This window comes from Streptomyces sp. NPDC005181, from assembly GCF_040608395.1.
Classification (GTDB): domain Bacteria; phylum Actinomycetota; class Actinomycetes; order Streptomycetales; family Streptomycetaceae; genus Streptomyces.
Genome location: NZ_JBEXID010000009.1, coordinates 14,833 through 29,608 on the forward strand (window position 1 = coordinate 14,833; position 14,776 = coordinate 29,608).

Sequence of the window (14,776 nt, forward strand, 5' to 3'; positions counted from 1 at the left end):
TCGAGGTACGTACGCGATGACTCAGCCGCCCCAGCCGCCCAACGAGCCGCCCCAGGGCGGGTTCGGCGCCCCGCAGGATCCCCCGCCCGGTGGGTTCGGGGCACCGGCCCCGCCGCCCGCCGACCCGTTCGGCAAGCAGCCGGCCACCCCGCCCGCGGGCGGGTTCGGCGCCCCGCAGACGCCGCCTCCCGCCGGTGGTTTCGGTGCTCCACGGACCCCGCCGGCCGGTCCGCCGCAGCAGCCGGGTTACGGCTATCCGCAGACGCCGCCGCAGCAGCCCGGTTACGGCTACCCGTCGGGTCCGCCGGCCGGGCAGGGCCTGCCGCCCGGTCAGCCGCCGCAGCAGGGCTACGGATACGGCTACCCGACCGCCCCGATGCAGCCGCAGTACGCGCCGCCGCAGCAGGGCGGGAAGGGTGGCAAGAAGTTCACCACGCAGATGCAGATCATCGTTGCCGCGGTGGTCGCCGTTGCGGTGATCATCGGCGCCGGCATCTTCCTCGCCTCCGGTGGCGACGACAAGAAGAACGAGGCGTCCGACTCCGCCGGTACCACCGGTGAGGGCAAGGGCGGCGAGGGCGGCGGCATCGGTGGCGGCGGCAAGGAGAAGGTGCCGGCCAACACCAAGTCCACCGTCGCCTTCCAGCTGCCGGAGCCGAAGGTCGGCGACGTCACGACGGTCGACGGCTCCTGGCTGACCGACAAGGCGTATGTGAAGACCGGCGTGGACGAGATCGTCGGCTACGACAAGGTCAAGGGCACCAAGCTCTGGTCCATCCCGCTGGAGGGCCAGCTCTGCGCCGCCTCCCGGCACATGTCGAAGGACTACAAGACGGCCATCGCCTTCGCGGAGAGCAAGCCGACCAAGGCGAAGAAGTACCCGCCGTGCAACCAGGTCGGCGCGATCGACCTGAGCACCGGCAAGCTGATGTGGAGCAAGTCGGTGACCGCCGCGACCAGCGGCGACGAGCCGGTCAGGTTCGACGAGATCACGCTCAGCGGCACCACGGTCGCCGCGGGCGGCACCGAGGGCGGCGCCGCCTTCGACCTGAACACCGGTGCCGAGCGCTGGAAGCCGAAGGCCGGCACCGACGGCTGCTACGACAAGGGGTACGGCGGCGGCGACGCGCTCGCGGTGGTCCGCAAGTGCGGTACGTACGACAGCCCGCAGCTCGTCATCCAGGCGCTGAACCCGACGACGGGCGCCCCGCTCTCGTCGTTCAAGATGCCGCCCGGTGTCGACTACGCGAGCATCGTCTCCACCAAGCCGCTGGTCGTCGCGGCCGATGTCGGCGACACCGCCGGTGACGGCAGCGGGATCTCGGACTTCTTCTCGATCGACGCGTCGACCGGCAAGCTCCTCACCAAGATTGCCGCGGACGGCGAGAAGTACGCCGCCCGCTGCGGCTCCACCGAGGTCGAGACCTGCCAGCAGGTGACCGTCGGCAACAACCGGCTGTACCTGCCGACCGAGGAGCACGAGGGCACCGGCGAGTACGGCGACACCAACGAGATCGTCTCGTTCGACCTCACCACCGGCAAGCCGACCAGCGACAAGGCGGACGCCGGCGACCGGTACACGATGTTCCCGATCCGCATGGACGGCTCCAACATCATCGCGTACAAGGTCCCTCCGTACGACAAGGGCGGCCAGATCGTCTCCATCGACGGGTCCACCTTCAAGCAGACGGTGCTGATGGAGAACCCGGGCGACGAGTCCATCCGGGACGCGGAGACCAGCTTCTCCATGGACTACGCGGAGATCCTCTACTCGGACGGCCGGATGTACATCTCCGAGGTGATGGTGAGCAAGCCGCGCGAGAGCTCGCTCGACGACAAGCAGTACCTCGCGGTCTCGTTCGCCACCAGCTGACCCCGGCGCGGGTACACGGACGCACCACGGCCCTGCCGGTCGATCACTCGACCGGCAGGGCCGGTCGTTTTCTGCCCCGTCGCCGGTCCACTTCTGCCCGCCTCCTGTCAGTCAACCGGACCCGAACAGCACATAATTCGGCATTCCGGGGGCCTTCTGCCTGGTAAGGGGCGCGCCACGTCGAACAAGCGTGTAGCTTGCCGGGTCAAAGGGGCCGGGGGGCCCGGGCCCTGTCGTCGAACTGGCGTCTGCCGCGCGACGCCTGGGTGTGGCTCCATTGCTGTGGGGGGTAACTCGATGGGCGTGCGGCTCATGGTGGTCGATGACCACAGACTGCTCGCCGAGGCGCTGGCCTCGGCACTGAAATTGCGGGGTCACCGGGTGCTCGCGGCGGCTGCGCCGACCAGCGGTGCGGCGGAACTCGTGGTGAGCAGAGCCCCGGAGGTCTGTCTGTTCGGTACGGCGACACCCGCCGAACCCGGGACGTTCGACCCGATCGCCCGGATCAAACAGGAGCGCCCGCAGGTGGCGGTGGTGGTGCTCGGGCCGGTGCCGAGTCCGCGCGGGATCGCGGCGGCCTTCGCGGCCGGCGCCGCCGGATATGTCAGGCACGACGAGCGGATAGAGGGTGTCGAGCGGGCGATGGTCAAGGCGCGCGCCGGAGAGGCGGCGGTCGCGCCGCAACTGCTCCAGGGTGCTTTCGCCGAGCTGCTCAACCCGGCCGTCCAGCCGGACGACGAGGGGCAGCGCCTGCTGCAGATGCTCACCCCGCGCGAGGTCGAGGTCCTGGTGCGGGTCGCGGAGGGCGAGGACACCCGGCTGATCGCCTCCGGGATGCGGATCGCGCCGAGCACCGCGCGTACGCATGTGCAGCGGGTGCTGATGAAGCTGGGGGTCGGCTCACGGCTGGAGGCCGCGGCGCTGGCGGCCCGGACCGGGCTGCTGGACCGGGCGGCGGTGGGCGGAACGCCGCAGGGGCCGGACGCCGGGTGACGTCCGGCCCCTGCGGGGCGGTGCGGAGACTGCTCGGGCGTCCGGGCCGCCGTCCGGCGCCGGTGCCGGACGCGGCTTCAGCCACAGCAGGAAGAACAGCCCCAGGGTCAGCATGGCCAGCCCGGTCCAGAGGCTGAAGTGGACGCCCTCGGCCTTCTTCAGGTCCGCGTCGGACGGGTTGATCCCGGGACTTCGGTGAGCCCGGCCTTTCTGCCTGTTTTGCGGATCTCTGCTGCCTGACCCGGTGGTGGGACCGAGAGCCGTGCCCCGCGCTTCTTGAACGCCGGGAACAGGGTGCTCCCTCGCTGCTCAAACACGTAGGTGCGCTGCTCGAGCGCGATGTTCCACAGGGTGCGTGCCGCATGCCCCCATGGGCCAGGACCCGTTCCTGCGCGCGGTTGGGATACAGCCGGTATCGGCGCCCCATGTCTGCCTTCACGCCGGGGAACGCAAGGCCGGCTGCTCGGCGATTACCAGTGGATCGGGTCCAGCTCACTCCTGAGTGTTCGGGTCTGGAACGTGCGTACGCGTCGACGTGCGCGGCCGCATGGGCCCACTCATTGACGCTTGTGTTGAGTTGTGGTTTGTTGTGTGCGGTTATGTTTGGAGGAACCTGGTGAAGAAGACGGTTACGACGCTCGCCGACGGCCGGGAGCTGCTCTACTACGACAGCCGCGACGACGTGGTCCGGGACACCGTCGACAAGCGGCCGCTCGGCGCCGTATCGACCTCCTCCGAAGTCCGCCGCGACCCCCTCCTCGGGGACAGCGTCGCCATCGCCTCGCACCGCCAGGGCCGTACGTACCACCCGCCGGCCGATGAGTGCCCGCTCTGCCCGTCCCGGGACGGGCGGCACAGCGAGATCCCCGACGACCAGTACGACGTGGTCGTCTTCGAGAACCGCTTCCCCTCGCTCGCCGGTGACTCCGGCCGCTGCGAGGTCGTCTGCTTCACCTCCGACCACGACGCGTCGTTCGCCGACCTCACCGAGGAGCAGGCGGCTCTGGTCCTCGACGCCTGGACCGACCGGACCGCCGAACTCGCCGAGCTCGCGCAGGTCAAGCAGGTGTTCTGCTTCGAGAACCGGGGCGCCGAGACAGGGGTGACGCTCGGCCATCCGCACGGGCAGATCTACGCGTACCCCTTCGTCACCCCGCGCACCGAGCTGATGCTCCGCTCGATGGAGGCGCACCGCGAGCGGACCGGCGGCAACCTCTTCGACGACATCGTGGCCCGCGAGCTGGCCGACGGGGATCGCGTGGTGCTGGCCGGCGAGCACTGGGTGGCCTTCGTCCCGTACGCGGCGCACTGGCCGTACGAGGTACATCTGCACCCGCGTCGGCGCGCCCCCGACCTGCGGGAACTCGACGAAGGGGCGCGCACAGAGTTCGCACAGATCTATCTGGAACTCTTGAGGCGATTCGACCGGATCTTCGGCCCCGGTGAGCCGCCGACCCCGTACATCGCGGCCTGGCACCAGGCGCCGTTCGGGGTCCCCGGGCGGGAGGAGTTCGGGCTCCACCTCGAGCTTTTCACCATCCGACGTACCTCCGGCAAGCTGAAGTTCCTCGCGGGTTCCGAGTCCGGCATGAGCGTGTTCATCAACGATGTGCCGCCGGAGGCCGCGGCCCAGCGACTACGAGAGGTAGCGAGCGAGTGAGCAAGCCCCAGAGCGACCCCCGGCTCAGCCCCCGGAAGAAGTACCTCGTCACAGGTGGCGCCGGATATGTCGGCAGCGTGGTCGCCGCGCATCTGGTCGAAGCCGGTCATGAGGTGACCGTCCTCGACGACCTGTCCACCGGATTCCGCGAGGGCGTCCCGGCCGGGGCGGAGTTCATCGAGGGCCGCATCCAGGACGCCGCGCGCTGGCTGGACTCCTCCTACGACGGGGTGCTGCACTTCGCCGCGTACTCCCAGGTCGGCGAGTCCGTCACCGACCCGGAGAAGTACTGGGTCAACAACGTCGGCGGATCCACCGCCCTGCTCGCCGCGATGCGTGACGCGGGCGTCCGCACCCTGGTCTTCTCCTCCACGGCCGCGACCTACGGCGAACCGGTCTCCAGCCCGATCACGGAGTCCGACCCGACCGCCCCCACCAACCCGTACGGCGCGACGAAGCTGGCCGTCGACCACATGATCACCGGCGAGGCGGCCGCGCACGGACTGGCCGCGGTCTCGCTGCGCTACTTCAATGTGGCCGGGGCGTACGGCAGCCAGGGGGAGCGGCACAGCCCCGAGTCGCATCTGATCCCGCTCGTCCTCCAGGTCGCGCTCGGTCAGCGCGAGTCGATCTCCGTCTACGGCGACGACTACCCGACCCCCGACGGCACCTGCGTACGCGACTACATCCACGTCGCGGACCTCGCCGAGGCCCACCTCCTGGCCCTGGACGCGGCCACCGCGGGCGAACACCTGATCTGCAATCTCGGCAACGGCAACGGCTTCTCGGTACGCGAGGTCATCGAGACCGTCCGCAAGGTCACCGGCCACCCGGTCCCCGAGACCGCGGCCCCGCGCCGCGCCGGTGACCCGGCCGTGCTGGTCGCCTCCGCCGCCACTGCCAGGGAGCGGCTCGGCTGGCAGCCGTCCCGCGCCGACCTGGCCGGAATCGTCTCCGACGCCTGGACGTTCGCCCGCCGAGAGGAGCCCACCACGCCATGACCGACAACGCTGAGCTGGTCACCGCTTTCACCGAGCTGTACGGCACCGCCCCCGAAGGAGTCTGGGCGGCGCCCGGCCGGGTCAACCTGATCGGCGAGTACACCGACTTCAACGACGGCTTCGTGATGCCGCTCGCGCTGCCGCACACCGCGCGCGCGGCCGTCGCCCGGCGCACCGACGGTGAGCTGCGGCTGCACTCCACCGACGTGCCGGGCGGCGTCGTCCGGCTCCGCGTCGACGAGCTGGCCCCGCACTCCGGGCACGGCTGGGCGGCCTACCCGGCCGGCGTCGTCTGGGCGCTGCGCGAGGCGGGCCACCAGGTCACAGGCGCGGACATCCAGCTGACCTCGACCGTCCCCACGGGCGCCGGGCTCTCCTCGTCCGCCGCCCTCGAAGTGGTCACCGCGCTTGCGCTGAACGACCTCTTCGAGCTCGGCCTGTCCGCGTCCGAACTGGCGGTTCTCGCGCAGCGCGCGGAGAACGCGTTCGTCGGCGTGCCGTGCGGGGTCATGGACCAGATGGCGTCGGCCTGCTGCACCGCGGGCCACGCCCTGCACCTCGACACCCGCGACCTCACCCAGCGCCAGGTCCCGTTCGACCTGGCCGCGCACGGTCTGCGGTTGCTGGTCGTCGACACCCGCGTCAAGCACGCGCTGGGCGACGGCGCGTACGCGGAGCGGCGGGCCGGCTGCGAGGCAGGCGCGCGGGCGCTCGGCATCGGGACGCTGCGCGATCTTCCGTACGACGGTCTCGGCGCCGCGCTCGACACCCTTGCCGAGTCCGGTGCGGACGAGTCGGTCGTGCGGTACGTACGCCATGTGGTCAGCGACAACGCGCGGGTGGAGCAGGTCATCGCGCTGCTCGACGCGGGCGATGTGCGGTCCGCGGGCCCCGTCCTCACGGCGGGCCATGTCTCGCTCCGCGACGATCTGCGGGTCTCCTGCCCCGAACTGGACCTGGTGGTCTCCGCGGCGAACGCGGCCGGGGCGCTCGGTGCGCGGATGACCGGTGGCGGCTTCGGCGGTTCGGCGATCGTGCTGGTGGAGGAGGCGGACGCGGACGCGGTCACCAAGTCGGTGCTGGAGGCGTTCACTTCGGCGGGATGCGCGACGCCAGGGGTCTTCCCGGCGGTCCCGTCGGCAGGCGCGCGCCGCACCGGCTGAGCCGGTCGGTCAGGCGAAGGTCTTCGTCAGGATGAACTCGGTGACTCCTGGCGGGTAGTTGTCGACCTGCCCGATCACCTCGTACCCCCGCTTCCGGTAGAAGTCGGGAGCCTGGAATCCCCAGGTCTCCAGCCGGGAGCGGGTGCACGCGCGGTCCGTCACGGCCACCCGTTCCGCCTCGGCGAGGAGCCGCGAGCCGAGGCCGGAGCCGCGATGCCGGTCATCGACCCAGAGCAGATCCACATGGAGCCAGTACGCCCAGGTGCGGCCGGTCAGCCCACCGGCCAGGCCGTCCCGGTCGTCCATCGCCCATACCTCCAGCGGGAGTTCGTGCTCGGCGGGCGTGGCGAGCAGGGCGCGGAGCTCCGGGGAGCGCTCCCTGTTGCTGTGGTGCAGCCGTTCACCCAGCAGAAGACGACGATCTTTGTCTACTTCTGTCTCAAGACGGAACATGAACCACACCCTAAACACCGAGGTCCATCAGTTCTGTGAATTGCCTTCCGCTCCGGGCCCTCAGCCGTACGCTGATGCACAGCACCGGTGGGGGCCGGTGCTGATTCAGGGGTACGAGACAGTCGGGTGCGACGCCCGGGGCGGGGTGGCAGTCGGCAGACGGCGGCGGCCGTAGGGCTGAGACCCACCCCATCGCTCCGGGCGTCGTGCCCGCACCGGTCCGTCCCCGTCGGGGGGCCGGGGGTGGCCCCGCACCAGACGCAGCATGGGGGTGCCTGTGGTTCGTATCCGGGTTCTCGTGGTGGACGACCACCGCATTTTCGCCGAGTCGCTCGCGGCAGCCCTCGCGGCCGAGCCGGACGTCGACGTGGCGGCGGCGGGCAGTGGCCCCGCCGCGCTGCGTTGTCTGGAGCGGGCGGCCGCCGAAGGCCGTAAGTACGACGTGATACTCGTCGACGCCGAACTCGGCACCCTGTCGTCGAACGGCGGACGCATGGCCTCGCGCCCGGTCCCGGTCCCCGCACCGAACAGCGGCGAGATCGCGCCGGTCGACGGGATCTCGCTGGTCGCCGGCGTCCGTTCGGGTCAGCCGTCCGCCCGTACGGTGGTGCTCGCCGAGAAGGACGATCCGCGCCGGGCCGCGCTCGCGCTGCAGGCCGGGGCGTCGGGCTGGGTCACCAAGGACTGTTCGCTGCAACGGCTGCTCACGGTCATCCGGGGCGTGCTCCGCGACGAGACGCATCTGCCTCCCGCGCTGCTCACCGGCGTGCTGCGGGAGCTGACGGCGGCCCGCAAGCACCGCACGGAGAGCGAGCGGCTGGTCGAGTCGCTGACCCCGCGCGAGCGCGAGGTGCTGCGCTGCATGGTGGCGGGGCTGGGCCGCAAGGCGGTGGCGGAGCGGCTCTTCCTCTCCCCGCACACGGTGCGTACGCATATGCAGAACGTGCTGGGGAAGCTGGGCGTGCACTCCACGCTGGCCGCCGTCGCGCTGGCCCGACGGGCGGGTGTCGGACCGGCCGAGCTAGCCGGGGATGTTGTCGAACGGGGCGGTCAGCTGGCGTAGCAGCGAGGCCAGTTCACCACGCTGGTGGCGGGAGAGTTCGCCCAGGATGGCGCGCTCCTGGGCGAGCAGACCGGCCAGCGACTGGTCGGCCTTGTCGCGCCCCTCGGGGGTGAGCCGGACCAGCACGCCCCGCCGGTCGCTGGGGTCGGGGAGCCGCTCGACGAGGTTCTTCTTGGTCAGCCGGTCGATGCGGTTGGTCATCGTGCCCGAAGTGACCAGCGTCTGGGTCAGCAACTGGCCGGGGGAGAGCTGATACGGGGCGCCGGCGCGGCGCAGCGACGTCAGCACGTCGAACTCCCATGGCTCAAGATTGTGTTCGGAGAATGCGATCCGGCGGGCCCGGTCGAGGTGGCGGGCGAGGCGCGAGACGCGGCTGAGCACCTCGAGCGGTTCCACGTCGAGGTCGGGGCGCTCGCGGCGCCATGCAGCGACCAGACGGTCGACCTCGTCCTCCATGTGGATCAGTGTAAAGGGTCTGTCGACATGAAGTCTCTTGAATTCAAGTGTCTTGACATCAAGATACTTGAATGGTGATCCTGACTGCATGACGACACCCACCTGGGACCCGCAGCAGTACCTGCGCCACGCCGACCACCGCACCCGCCCGTTCCACGACCTCCTGGCCCGCATCCCCGAGCTCCCGGCCCCCGCACCCCGCATCGCGGACCTCGGCTGCGGGGCGGGCAACGTGACGGCCCTCCTCGCCGACCGCTGGCCCGCGGCCCGCATCACCGGCTACGACAACTCCCCCCAGATGCTGGAACAGGCCCGCGCCCACGCCACCCCCTCCCTGGACTTCGCCGAGGCGGACGCCACGACCTGGACGCCGGCCGAGCCGTACGACCTGATCGTCTCCAACGCCCTGCTCCAGTGGGTCCCCGGACATGCCGACCGCTTCCCGGCCTGGCTGGACGCCATCACCCCCGGCGGCACGTTCGCCTTCCAGGTCCCCGGCAACTTCGACCAGCCCACGCACGTCCTGATGCGCGAACTGGCCGAGTCCCCGCGCTGGCGCTCCCGCCTGAGCGGCATCCTGCGCCACGCCGACGCCGTCCTGACCCCCACCGCCTACCTGGACGCGCTCACAGCCCCGGGCGTCACGGCGGACGTCTGGGAAACCACCTACCTCCACCTCCTCCAGGGCGAGGACGCCGCCCTGGACTGGGTCAAGGGCACCGGCCTGCGCCCGATCCTGACGGCGCTCGCGGACGACCCGCAGGCCAAGAACGCCTTCCTCGCCGAATACCGCGAGGCACTGCGCACCGCCTACCCGAAGGGCCCGCACGGCACGGTCTTCCCGTTCCGCCGCATCTTCGCCGTGGCCCACAAGGAGAAGTGATGATCGCCGCAGTGGACCATGTCCAGCTGGCCACCCCGGACGGCTCGGAGAACGCCCTGCGCACGTACTACGTGGACACGCTCGGCATGACGGAGATCCCGAAGCCCCCCGTCCTCGCCACCCGCGGCGGCTGCTGGTTCCAGGCGGGCCCCGTGCAGCTGCACCTGGGTATCGAAGCCGATTTCCGCCCGGCGAAGAAAGCACACCCGGGGCTGCGCGTCACGGACATCGAGGCGTTCGCGGCGCGGCTGGAGGCGCACGGCGCACAGGTGCACTGGGACGGCGACCTGCCGGGGCACCGCCGGTTCTTCAGTCACGACCCGGTCGGCAACCGGCTGGAGTTCCTGGAGCCGGTGGACGGCTGAGCGTCGGAGCGGGTTCGAGACGGGACACAGGCACCAGCACAGCGGGCCCAACCCCTGACGGCAGGGCGGGCCCGTTCACGCACCGTGTCGGCGCGTCAGTTCTTCCGGTGGCCGATCAGCCGAGGCTTCGACTCCAGATTCTCCAGGCCGTGCCAGGCCAGGTTCACCAGATGCGCCGCTACCTCCGCCTTCTTCGGCTTGCGTACGTTCAGCCACCACTGACCCGTCAGCGCCACCATGCCGACCAGCGCCTGCGCGTACAGCGGGGCCAGCTTCGCGTCGAAGCCGCGGGCCTTGAACTCCAGCCCCAGGATGTCCTCCACCTGGGTGGCGATGTCACTGATCAGGGACGCGAAGGTGCCCGTCGACTGGGCGACGGGGGAGTCGCGGACCAGGATGCGGAAGCCGTCCGTATACGTCTCGATGTAGTCGAGCAGCGCGAACGCGGCCTGCTCTAGGAGCTCGCGCGGGTGGCCCGCGGTCAGTGCGCTGGTCACCATGTCGAGGAGCTGGCGCATCTCGCGGTCCACCACAACGGCGTACAGGCCCTCCTTGCCGCCGAAGTGTTCGTAGACGACCGGCTTGGAGACGCCGGCCCGGGCCGCGATCTCCTCGACCGAGGTGCCCTCGAAGCCCTTGTCGGCGAAGAGTATGCGGCCGATGTCCAGCAGCTGTTCGCGGCGCTCCTTGCCCGTCATCCGCACGCGGCGGGTCCGCCGGGTGGAGGAGGGACGGTTCTTCTCGCTGCTCGTGCTGCCGTCGGTCGCCACGTCATCAATCATGCCGCGTCGGCACGCGCGGTCTCGCGCCGGGAGTCGATCCGGGACGCGTCCGGCCAGCGCACGTCGTACGCCCAGCCGAGCTTCTCGAACCAGCGGATCAGCCGGGCGCTGGAGTCCACCTGGCCCTTCATGACTCCGTGCCGGGCGCTCGTCGGGTCCGCGTGGTGCAGATTGTGCCAGGACTCGCCGCAGGACAGGACCGCCAGCCACCACACATTGCCGGACCTGTCACGGGACTTGAACGGGCGCTTGCCGACCGCGTGGCAGATGGAGTTGATCGACCACGTGACGTGATGCAGGAGAGCCACCCGCACAAGCGAGCCCCAGAAGAACGCCGTCGCCGCACCCCACCACGACATCGTCACCAGACCGCCGACCAGCGGCGGGATCGCCAGCGAGACGATCGTGAACGTGAGGAAGTGGCGGGAGATCCCACGGATCGCCGGGTCCTTGACCAGGTCCGGGGCGTACTTGTGCTGCGGCGTCTGCTCCTCGTCGAACATCCAGCCGATGTGCGCCCACCACAGGCCCTTCACCAGGGCGGGGAACGTCTCGCCGAACCGCCACGGCGAATGCGGGTCGCCCTCGGCATCCGAGAAGCGGTGATGCTTGCGGTGATCGGCCACCCAGCGCACCAGCGGGCCCTCCACAGCGAGCGACCCGGCGACGGCCAGGGCGATACGGAGCGGGCGTTTCGCCTTGAAGGAACCATGGGTGAAGTAGCGGTGGAAGCCGATCGTGATGCCGTGGACGCCGGTGAAGTACATGGCGACCAGCAGACCCACATCGAGCCAGCTCACACCGCGGCCCCAGGCCAGCGGCACGGCCGCGACCAGCGCCACGAACGGCACCACGATGAACAGCAGCAGCGCGATCTGCTCGATCGAACGCTTGTTGTCGCCGCCGAGCGTGGCGGAGGGGAGGACCGGACCGTCGGCCGCCGGTGTCCGGGCGTCGCCGATCACATCGGGGGTGGTGTTCATGGGGAGCCCCTGGAGGGTGAGGAGTACGACGGACAGCTCTGGCTACGCATCCGTAACCTACGCCTTCGTAAGTATGGCAGCGCCGAGGCCCGCAGCACGAGAGCCGGACCGGACGGGTGTGGGCCCCCGGCCCCACAGGACACCGACCGGGCCGCGGGCAGCGCCGACGGCGTGGACACCTATCCTGGAACTGTCGGACAGCGCGGTCCGCACTCTGCTTTCCCGGGGCGGGTGACAGCATCACTGCAGTCGCGGACCCTCCCGGACCCCCTGACAGAAGTGCCCACCCGTCTCCCGCCGCCACCCTTGCAGGGAGACGCTTCGCGACGCACCTCCTCAATCACTGCAAGGAGCCGCACACTGTGAGCAGTGCCGACCAGACCCCCGCCGCCAGCCCCGAGCTGCGCGCCGACATCCGCCGCCTCGGCGACCTGCTGGGCGAGACCCTCGTACGCCAGGAGGGCCAGGAGCTCCTCGACCTCGTCGAGCGCGTCCGCGCCCTGACCCGTACCGACGGCGAGGCCGCCGCCGAACTCCTCGGCGACACGGACCTGGAGACCGCCGCACAGCTCGTGCGCGCCTTCTCCACCTACTTCCACCTGGCCAACGTGACCGAGCAGGTCCACCGCGCCCACGAGATGCGCGACCGGCGCGCCGCCCAGGGCGGGCTGCTGGCCCGTACCGCCGACCGGCTGAAGGACGCGGACCCCGAGCACCTGCGCGAGACCGTCAAGAACCTCAACGTACGGCCCGTCTTCACCGCACATCCCACCGAGGCCGCACGGCGCTCCGTACTGAACAAGCTGCGCCGCATCGCCGAGCTGCTCGACACCCCCGTCATCGAGGCCGACCGGCGCCGCCACGACCTGCGGCTCGCCGAGAACATCGACCTCATCTGGCAGACCGACGAACTGCGCGTGGTCCGCCCCGAACCGGCCGACGAGGCCCGCAACGCCATCTACTACCTCGACGAGCTGCACGCCAACGCCGTCGGGGACGTACTCGAGGACCTCGCGGCCGAGCTGGAGCGCGTCGGCGTCGAACTGCCCGCCGGAACCCGCCCGCTGACCTTCGGCACCTGGATCGGCGGCGACCGCGACGGCAACCCCAACGTGACGCCCGCCGTCACCTGGGAAGTACTGATCCTCCAGCACGAACACGGCATCACCGACGCACTGGAACTCGTCGACCACCTGCGCGGTCAGCTCTCCAACTCCATCCGCTACACCGGCGCCACCGACGAGCTGCTGACCTCCCTGGAGGCCGACCTGGAACGGCTCCCCGAGATCAGCCCGCGCTACAAGCGGCTGAACGCCGAGGAGCCGTACCGCCTCAAGGCCACCTGCATCCGGCAGAAGCTCGTCAACACCCGCGAGCGCCTCGCCGGCGGCACCGCGCACCGTCCCGGCTGCGACTACCTCGGCACCGCCGAACTCATCGCCGACCTGGACCTCATCCAGACCTCCCTGCGCGAACACCGCTGCGGCCTCTTCGCCGACGGGCGGATGAACCGCACCATCCGCACGCTCGCCGCATTCGGCCTGCAGCTCGCCACCATGGACGTACGCGAACACGCCGACGCCCACCACCACGCCCTCGGCCAGCTCTTCGACCGGCTCGGCGAGGAATCCTGGCGCTACGCCGACATGCCGCGCGACTACCGGCAGAAGCTCCTGGCCAAGGAGCTCCGCTCGCGCCGCCCGCTCGCCCCGACCCCGGCCCCGCTGGACGCCGCGGGCGAGAAGACCCTCGGCGTCTTCCACACCATCAGGGAAGCCTTCGAACGCTTCGGCCCCGAGGTCATCGAGTCGTACATCATCTCGATGTGCCAGGGCGCCGACGACGTCTTCGCCGCCGCCGTACTCGCCCGCGAGGCCGGGCTGCTCGACCTGCACGGCGGCTGGGCCAAGATCGGCATCGTGCCGCTCCTGGAGACCACCGACGAACTGCGCGCCGCCGACGTGATCCTCGACGAAATGCTCGCCGACCCGTCCTACCGGCGGCTCGTCTCCCTCCGCGGCGACGTCCAGGAGGTCATGCTCGGATACTCCGACTCCTCCAAGTTCGGCGGCATCACCACCTCCCAGTGGGAGATCCACCGCGCGCAGCGCCGGCTCCGCGACGTCGCCCACCGCTACGGCGTACGGCTGCGGCTCTTCCACGGCCGCGGCGGCACCGTCGGCCGCGGCGGCGGCCCCTCGCACGACGCGATCCTCGCGCAGCCGTGGGGCACGCTGGAGGGCGAGATCAAGGTGACCGAACAGGGTGAGGTCATCTCCGACAAGTACCTCATCCCCGCGCTCGCCCGGGAGAACCTGGAGCTGACCGTCGCGGCCACCCTCCAGGCGTCCGCGCTGCACACCGCGCCCCGCCAGTCCGACGAGGCCCTCGCACGCTGGGACGCGGCGATGGACACCGTCTCCGACGCCGCGCACGACGCCTACCGCAAGCTGGTCGAGGACCCCGACCTGCCCGCGTACTTCTTCGCATCCACCCCCGTCGACCAGCTCGCCGAACTCCACCTCGGCTCGCGCCCCTCGCGCCGCCCGGACTCCGGCGCCGGACTCGACGGCCTGCGGGCCATCCCATGGGTCTTCGGCTGGACCCAGTCCCGGCAGATCGTGCCCGGCTGGTACGGCGTCGGCTCAGGACTCAAGGCGCTGCGCGAAGCCGGCCCGGACACCGTTCTGGACGAGATGCACGAGCAATGGCACTTCTTCCGGAACTTCATCTCGAACGTGGAGATGACACTCGCCAAGACCGACCTGCGGATCGCCCGCCACTACGTCGACACACTCGTCCCCGACGAGCTGAAGCATGTCTTCGCCGACATCGAGGCCGAGCACGCGCTGACCGTACGGGAAGTCCTCAAGGTCACCGGCGGGACCGAACTGCTCGGCACCAGCCCGGTGCTCCAGCAGACCTTCTCCATCCGCGACGCCTACCTGGACCCGATCTCCTACCTCCAGGTCTCGCTCCTGGCCCGCCAGCGCGCGGCCGCAGAGCGCGGCGAGGAAACCGACCCGCTGCTCGCCCGGGCCCTGCTGCTCACCGTGAACGGTGTCGCCGCGGGCCTGCGCAACACCGGCTGACACCCGGGC

The 14,776-nt window shown here is 70.6% G+C and carries 13 protein-coding genes; 9 read left to right on the forward strand and 4 right to left on the reverse strand.

Features of this window, described 5'->3' with window-relative positions; all coding sequences use genetic code 11:
* Window positions 1–16 precede the first annotated feature (16 nt).
* From ABZV38_RS08950 to galK, 5 genes are all read left to right on the forward strand, one after another.
* Window positions 17–1,873 (forward strand): PQQ-binding-like beta-propeller repeat protein, encoded by a 1,857-nt coding sequence (locus ABZV38_RS08950; protein ID WP_356326092.1) that lies wholly within the window; start codon window positions 17–19, stop codon window positions 1,871–1,873.
* A gap of 297 nt (window positions 1,874–2,170) precedes the next feature.
* Window positions 2,171–2,866 (forward strand): LuxR C-terminal-related transcriptional regulator, encoded by a 696-nt coding sequence (locus tag ABZV38_RS08955; RefSeq protein WP_356326093.1) that lies wholly within the window; start codon window positions 2,171–2,173, stop codon window positions 2,864–2,866.
* A 616-nt stretch (window positions 2,867–3,482) separates the two neighbouring features.
* Window positions 3,483–4,526, forward strand: coding sequence for a galactose-1-phosphate uridylyltransferase (galT, locus tag ABZV38_RS08960; RefSeq protein WP_356326094.1), 1,044 nt, complete (start codon window positions 3,483–3,485; stop codon window positions 4,524–4,526).
* Window positions 4,523–5,527, forward strand: a complete 1,005-nt coding sequence (gene galE / locus ABZV38_RS08965) for a UDP-glucose 4-epimerase GalE (protein WP_356326095.1) — start codon at window positions 4,523–4,525, stop codon at window positions 5,525–5,527. Before galT ends, galE begins: the two co-directional genes overlap by 4 nt.
* The gene (gene galK / locus ABZV38_RS08970) at window positions 5,524–6,690 is read left to right on the forward strand and encodes a galactokinase (RefSeq protein WP_356326096.1); all 1,167 of its coding nucleotides are present in this window, start codon (window positions 5,524–5,526) and stop codon (window positions 6,688–6,690) included. The genes galE and galK overlap by 4 nt, the downstream gene beginning before the upstream one ends.
* A 9-nt stretch (window positions 6,691–6,699) precedes the next feature.
* Here galK and ABZV38_RS08975 read toward each other — a convergent pair whose 3' ends face one another.
* A complete protein-coding gene (locus ABZV38_RS08975) occupies window positions 6,700–7,143 on the reverse strand; it encodes a GNAT family N-acetyltransferase (RefSeq protein WP_356326097.1) in 444 nt (147 codons plus the stop codon).
* Window positions 7,144–7,420: 277 nt separating this feature from the next.
* Between ABZV38_RS08975 and ABZV38_RS08980 the strand changes: the two genes are divergently transcribed.
* Window positions 7,421–8,206, forward strand: a complete 786-nt coding sequence (locus tag ABZV38_RS08980; protein WP_356326213.1) for a response regulator transcription factor — start codon at window positions 7,421–7,423, stop codon at window positions 8,204–8,206.
* On the opposite strand, the gene ABZV38_RS08985 is transcribed toward ABZV38_RS08980, so the two are convergent.
* Window positions 8,165–8,662, reverse strand: a complete 498-nt coding sequence (locus ABZV38_RS08985; protein WP_030976849.1) for a MarR family transcriptional regulator — start codon at window positions 8,660–8,662, stop codon at window positions 8,165–8,167. The genes ABZV38_RS08980 and ABZV38_RS08985 overlap by 42 nt on opposite strands.
* A gap of 88 nt (window positions 8,663–8,750) precedes the next feature.
* Between ABZV38_RS08985 and ABZV38_RS08990 the strand changes: the two genes are divergently transcribed.
* A complete protein-coding gene (locus tag ABZV38_RS08990; RefSeq protein ID WP_356326098.1) occupies window positions 8,751–9,545 on the forward strand; it encodes a trans-aconitate 2-methyltransferase in 795 nt (264 codons plus the stop codon).
* Window positions 9,545–9,910 carry a VOC family protein gene (locus ABZV38_RS08995; RefSeq protein WP_356326099.1) on the forward strand — a complete coding sequence of 122 codons (366 nt, stop codon included), beginning with the start codon at window positions 9,545–9,547 and terminating at the stop codon, window positions 9,908–9,910. Before ABZV38_RS08990 ends, ABZV38_RS08995 begins: the two co-directional genes overlap by 1 nt.
* A 95-nt stretch (window positions 9,911–10,005) precedes the next feature.
* On the opposite strand, the gene ABZV38_RS09000 is transcribed toward ABZV38_RS08995, so the two are convergent.
* Window positions 10,006–10,692 carry a TetR/AcrR family transcriptional regulator gene (locus tag ABZV38_RS09000; RefSeq protein ID WP_356326100.1) on the reverse strand — a complete coding sequence of 229 codons (687 nt, stop codon included), beginning with the start codon at window positions 10,690–10,692 and terminating at the stop codon, window positions 10,006–10,008.
* Window positions 10,689–11,675, reverse strand: coding sequence for a fatty acid desaturase (locus ABZV38_RS09005; protein ID WP_356326102.1), 987 nt, complete (start codon window positions 11,673–11,675; stop codon window positions 10,689–10,691). Before ABZV38_RS09005 ends, ABZV38_RS09000 begins: the two co-directional genes overlap by 4 nt.
* A 362-nt stretch (window positions 11,676–12,037) precedes the next feature.
* Between ABZV38_RS09005 and ppc the strand changes: the two genes are divergently transcribed.
* Window positions 12,038–14,767 (forward strand): phosphoenolpyruvate carboxylase, encoded by a 2,730-nt coding sequence (ppc, locus tag ABZV38_RS09010; protein ID WP_356326103.1) that lies wholly within the window; start codon window positions 12,038–12,040, stop codon window positions 14,765–14,767.
* Window positions 14,768–14,776 lie beyond the last annotated feature (9 nt).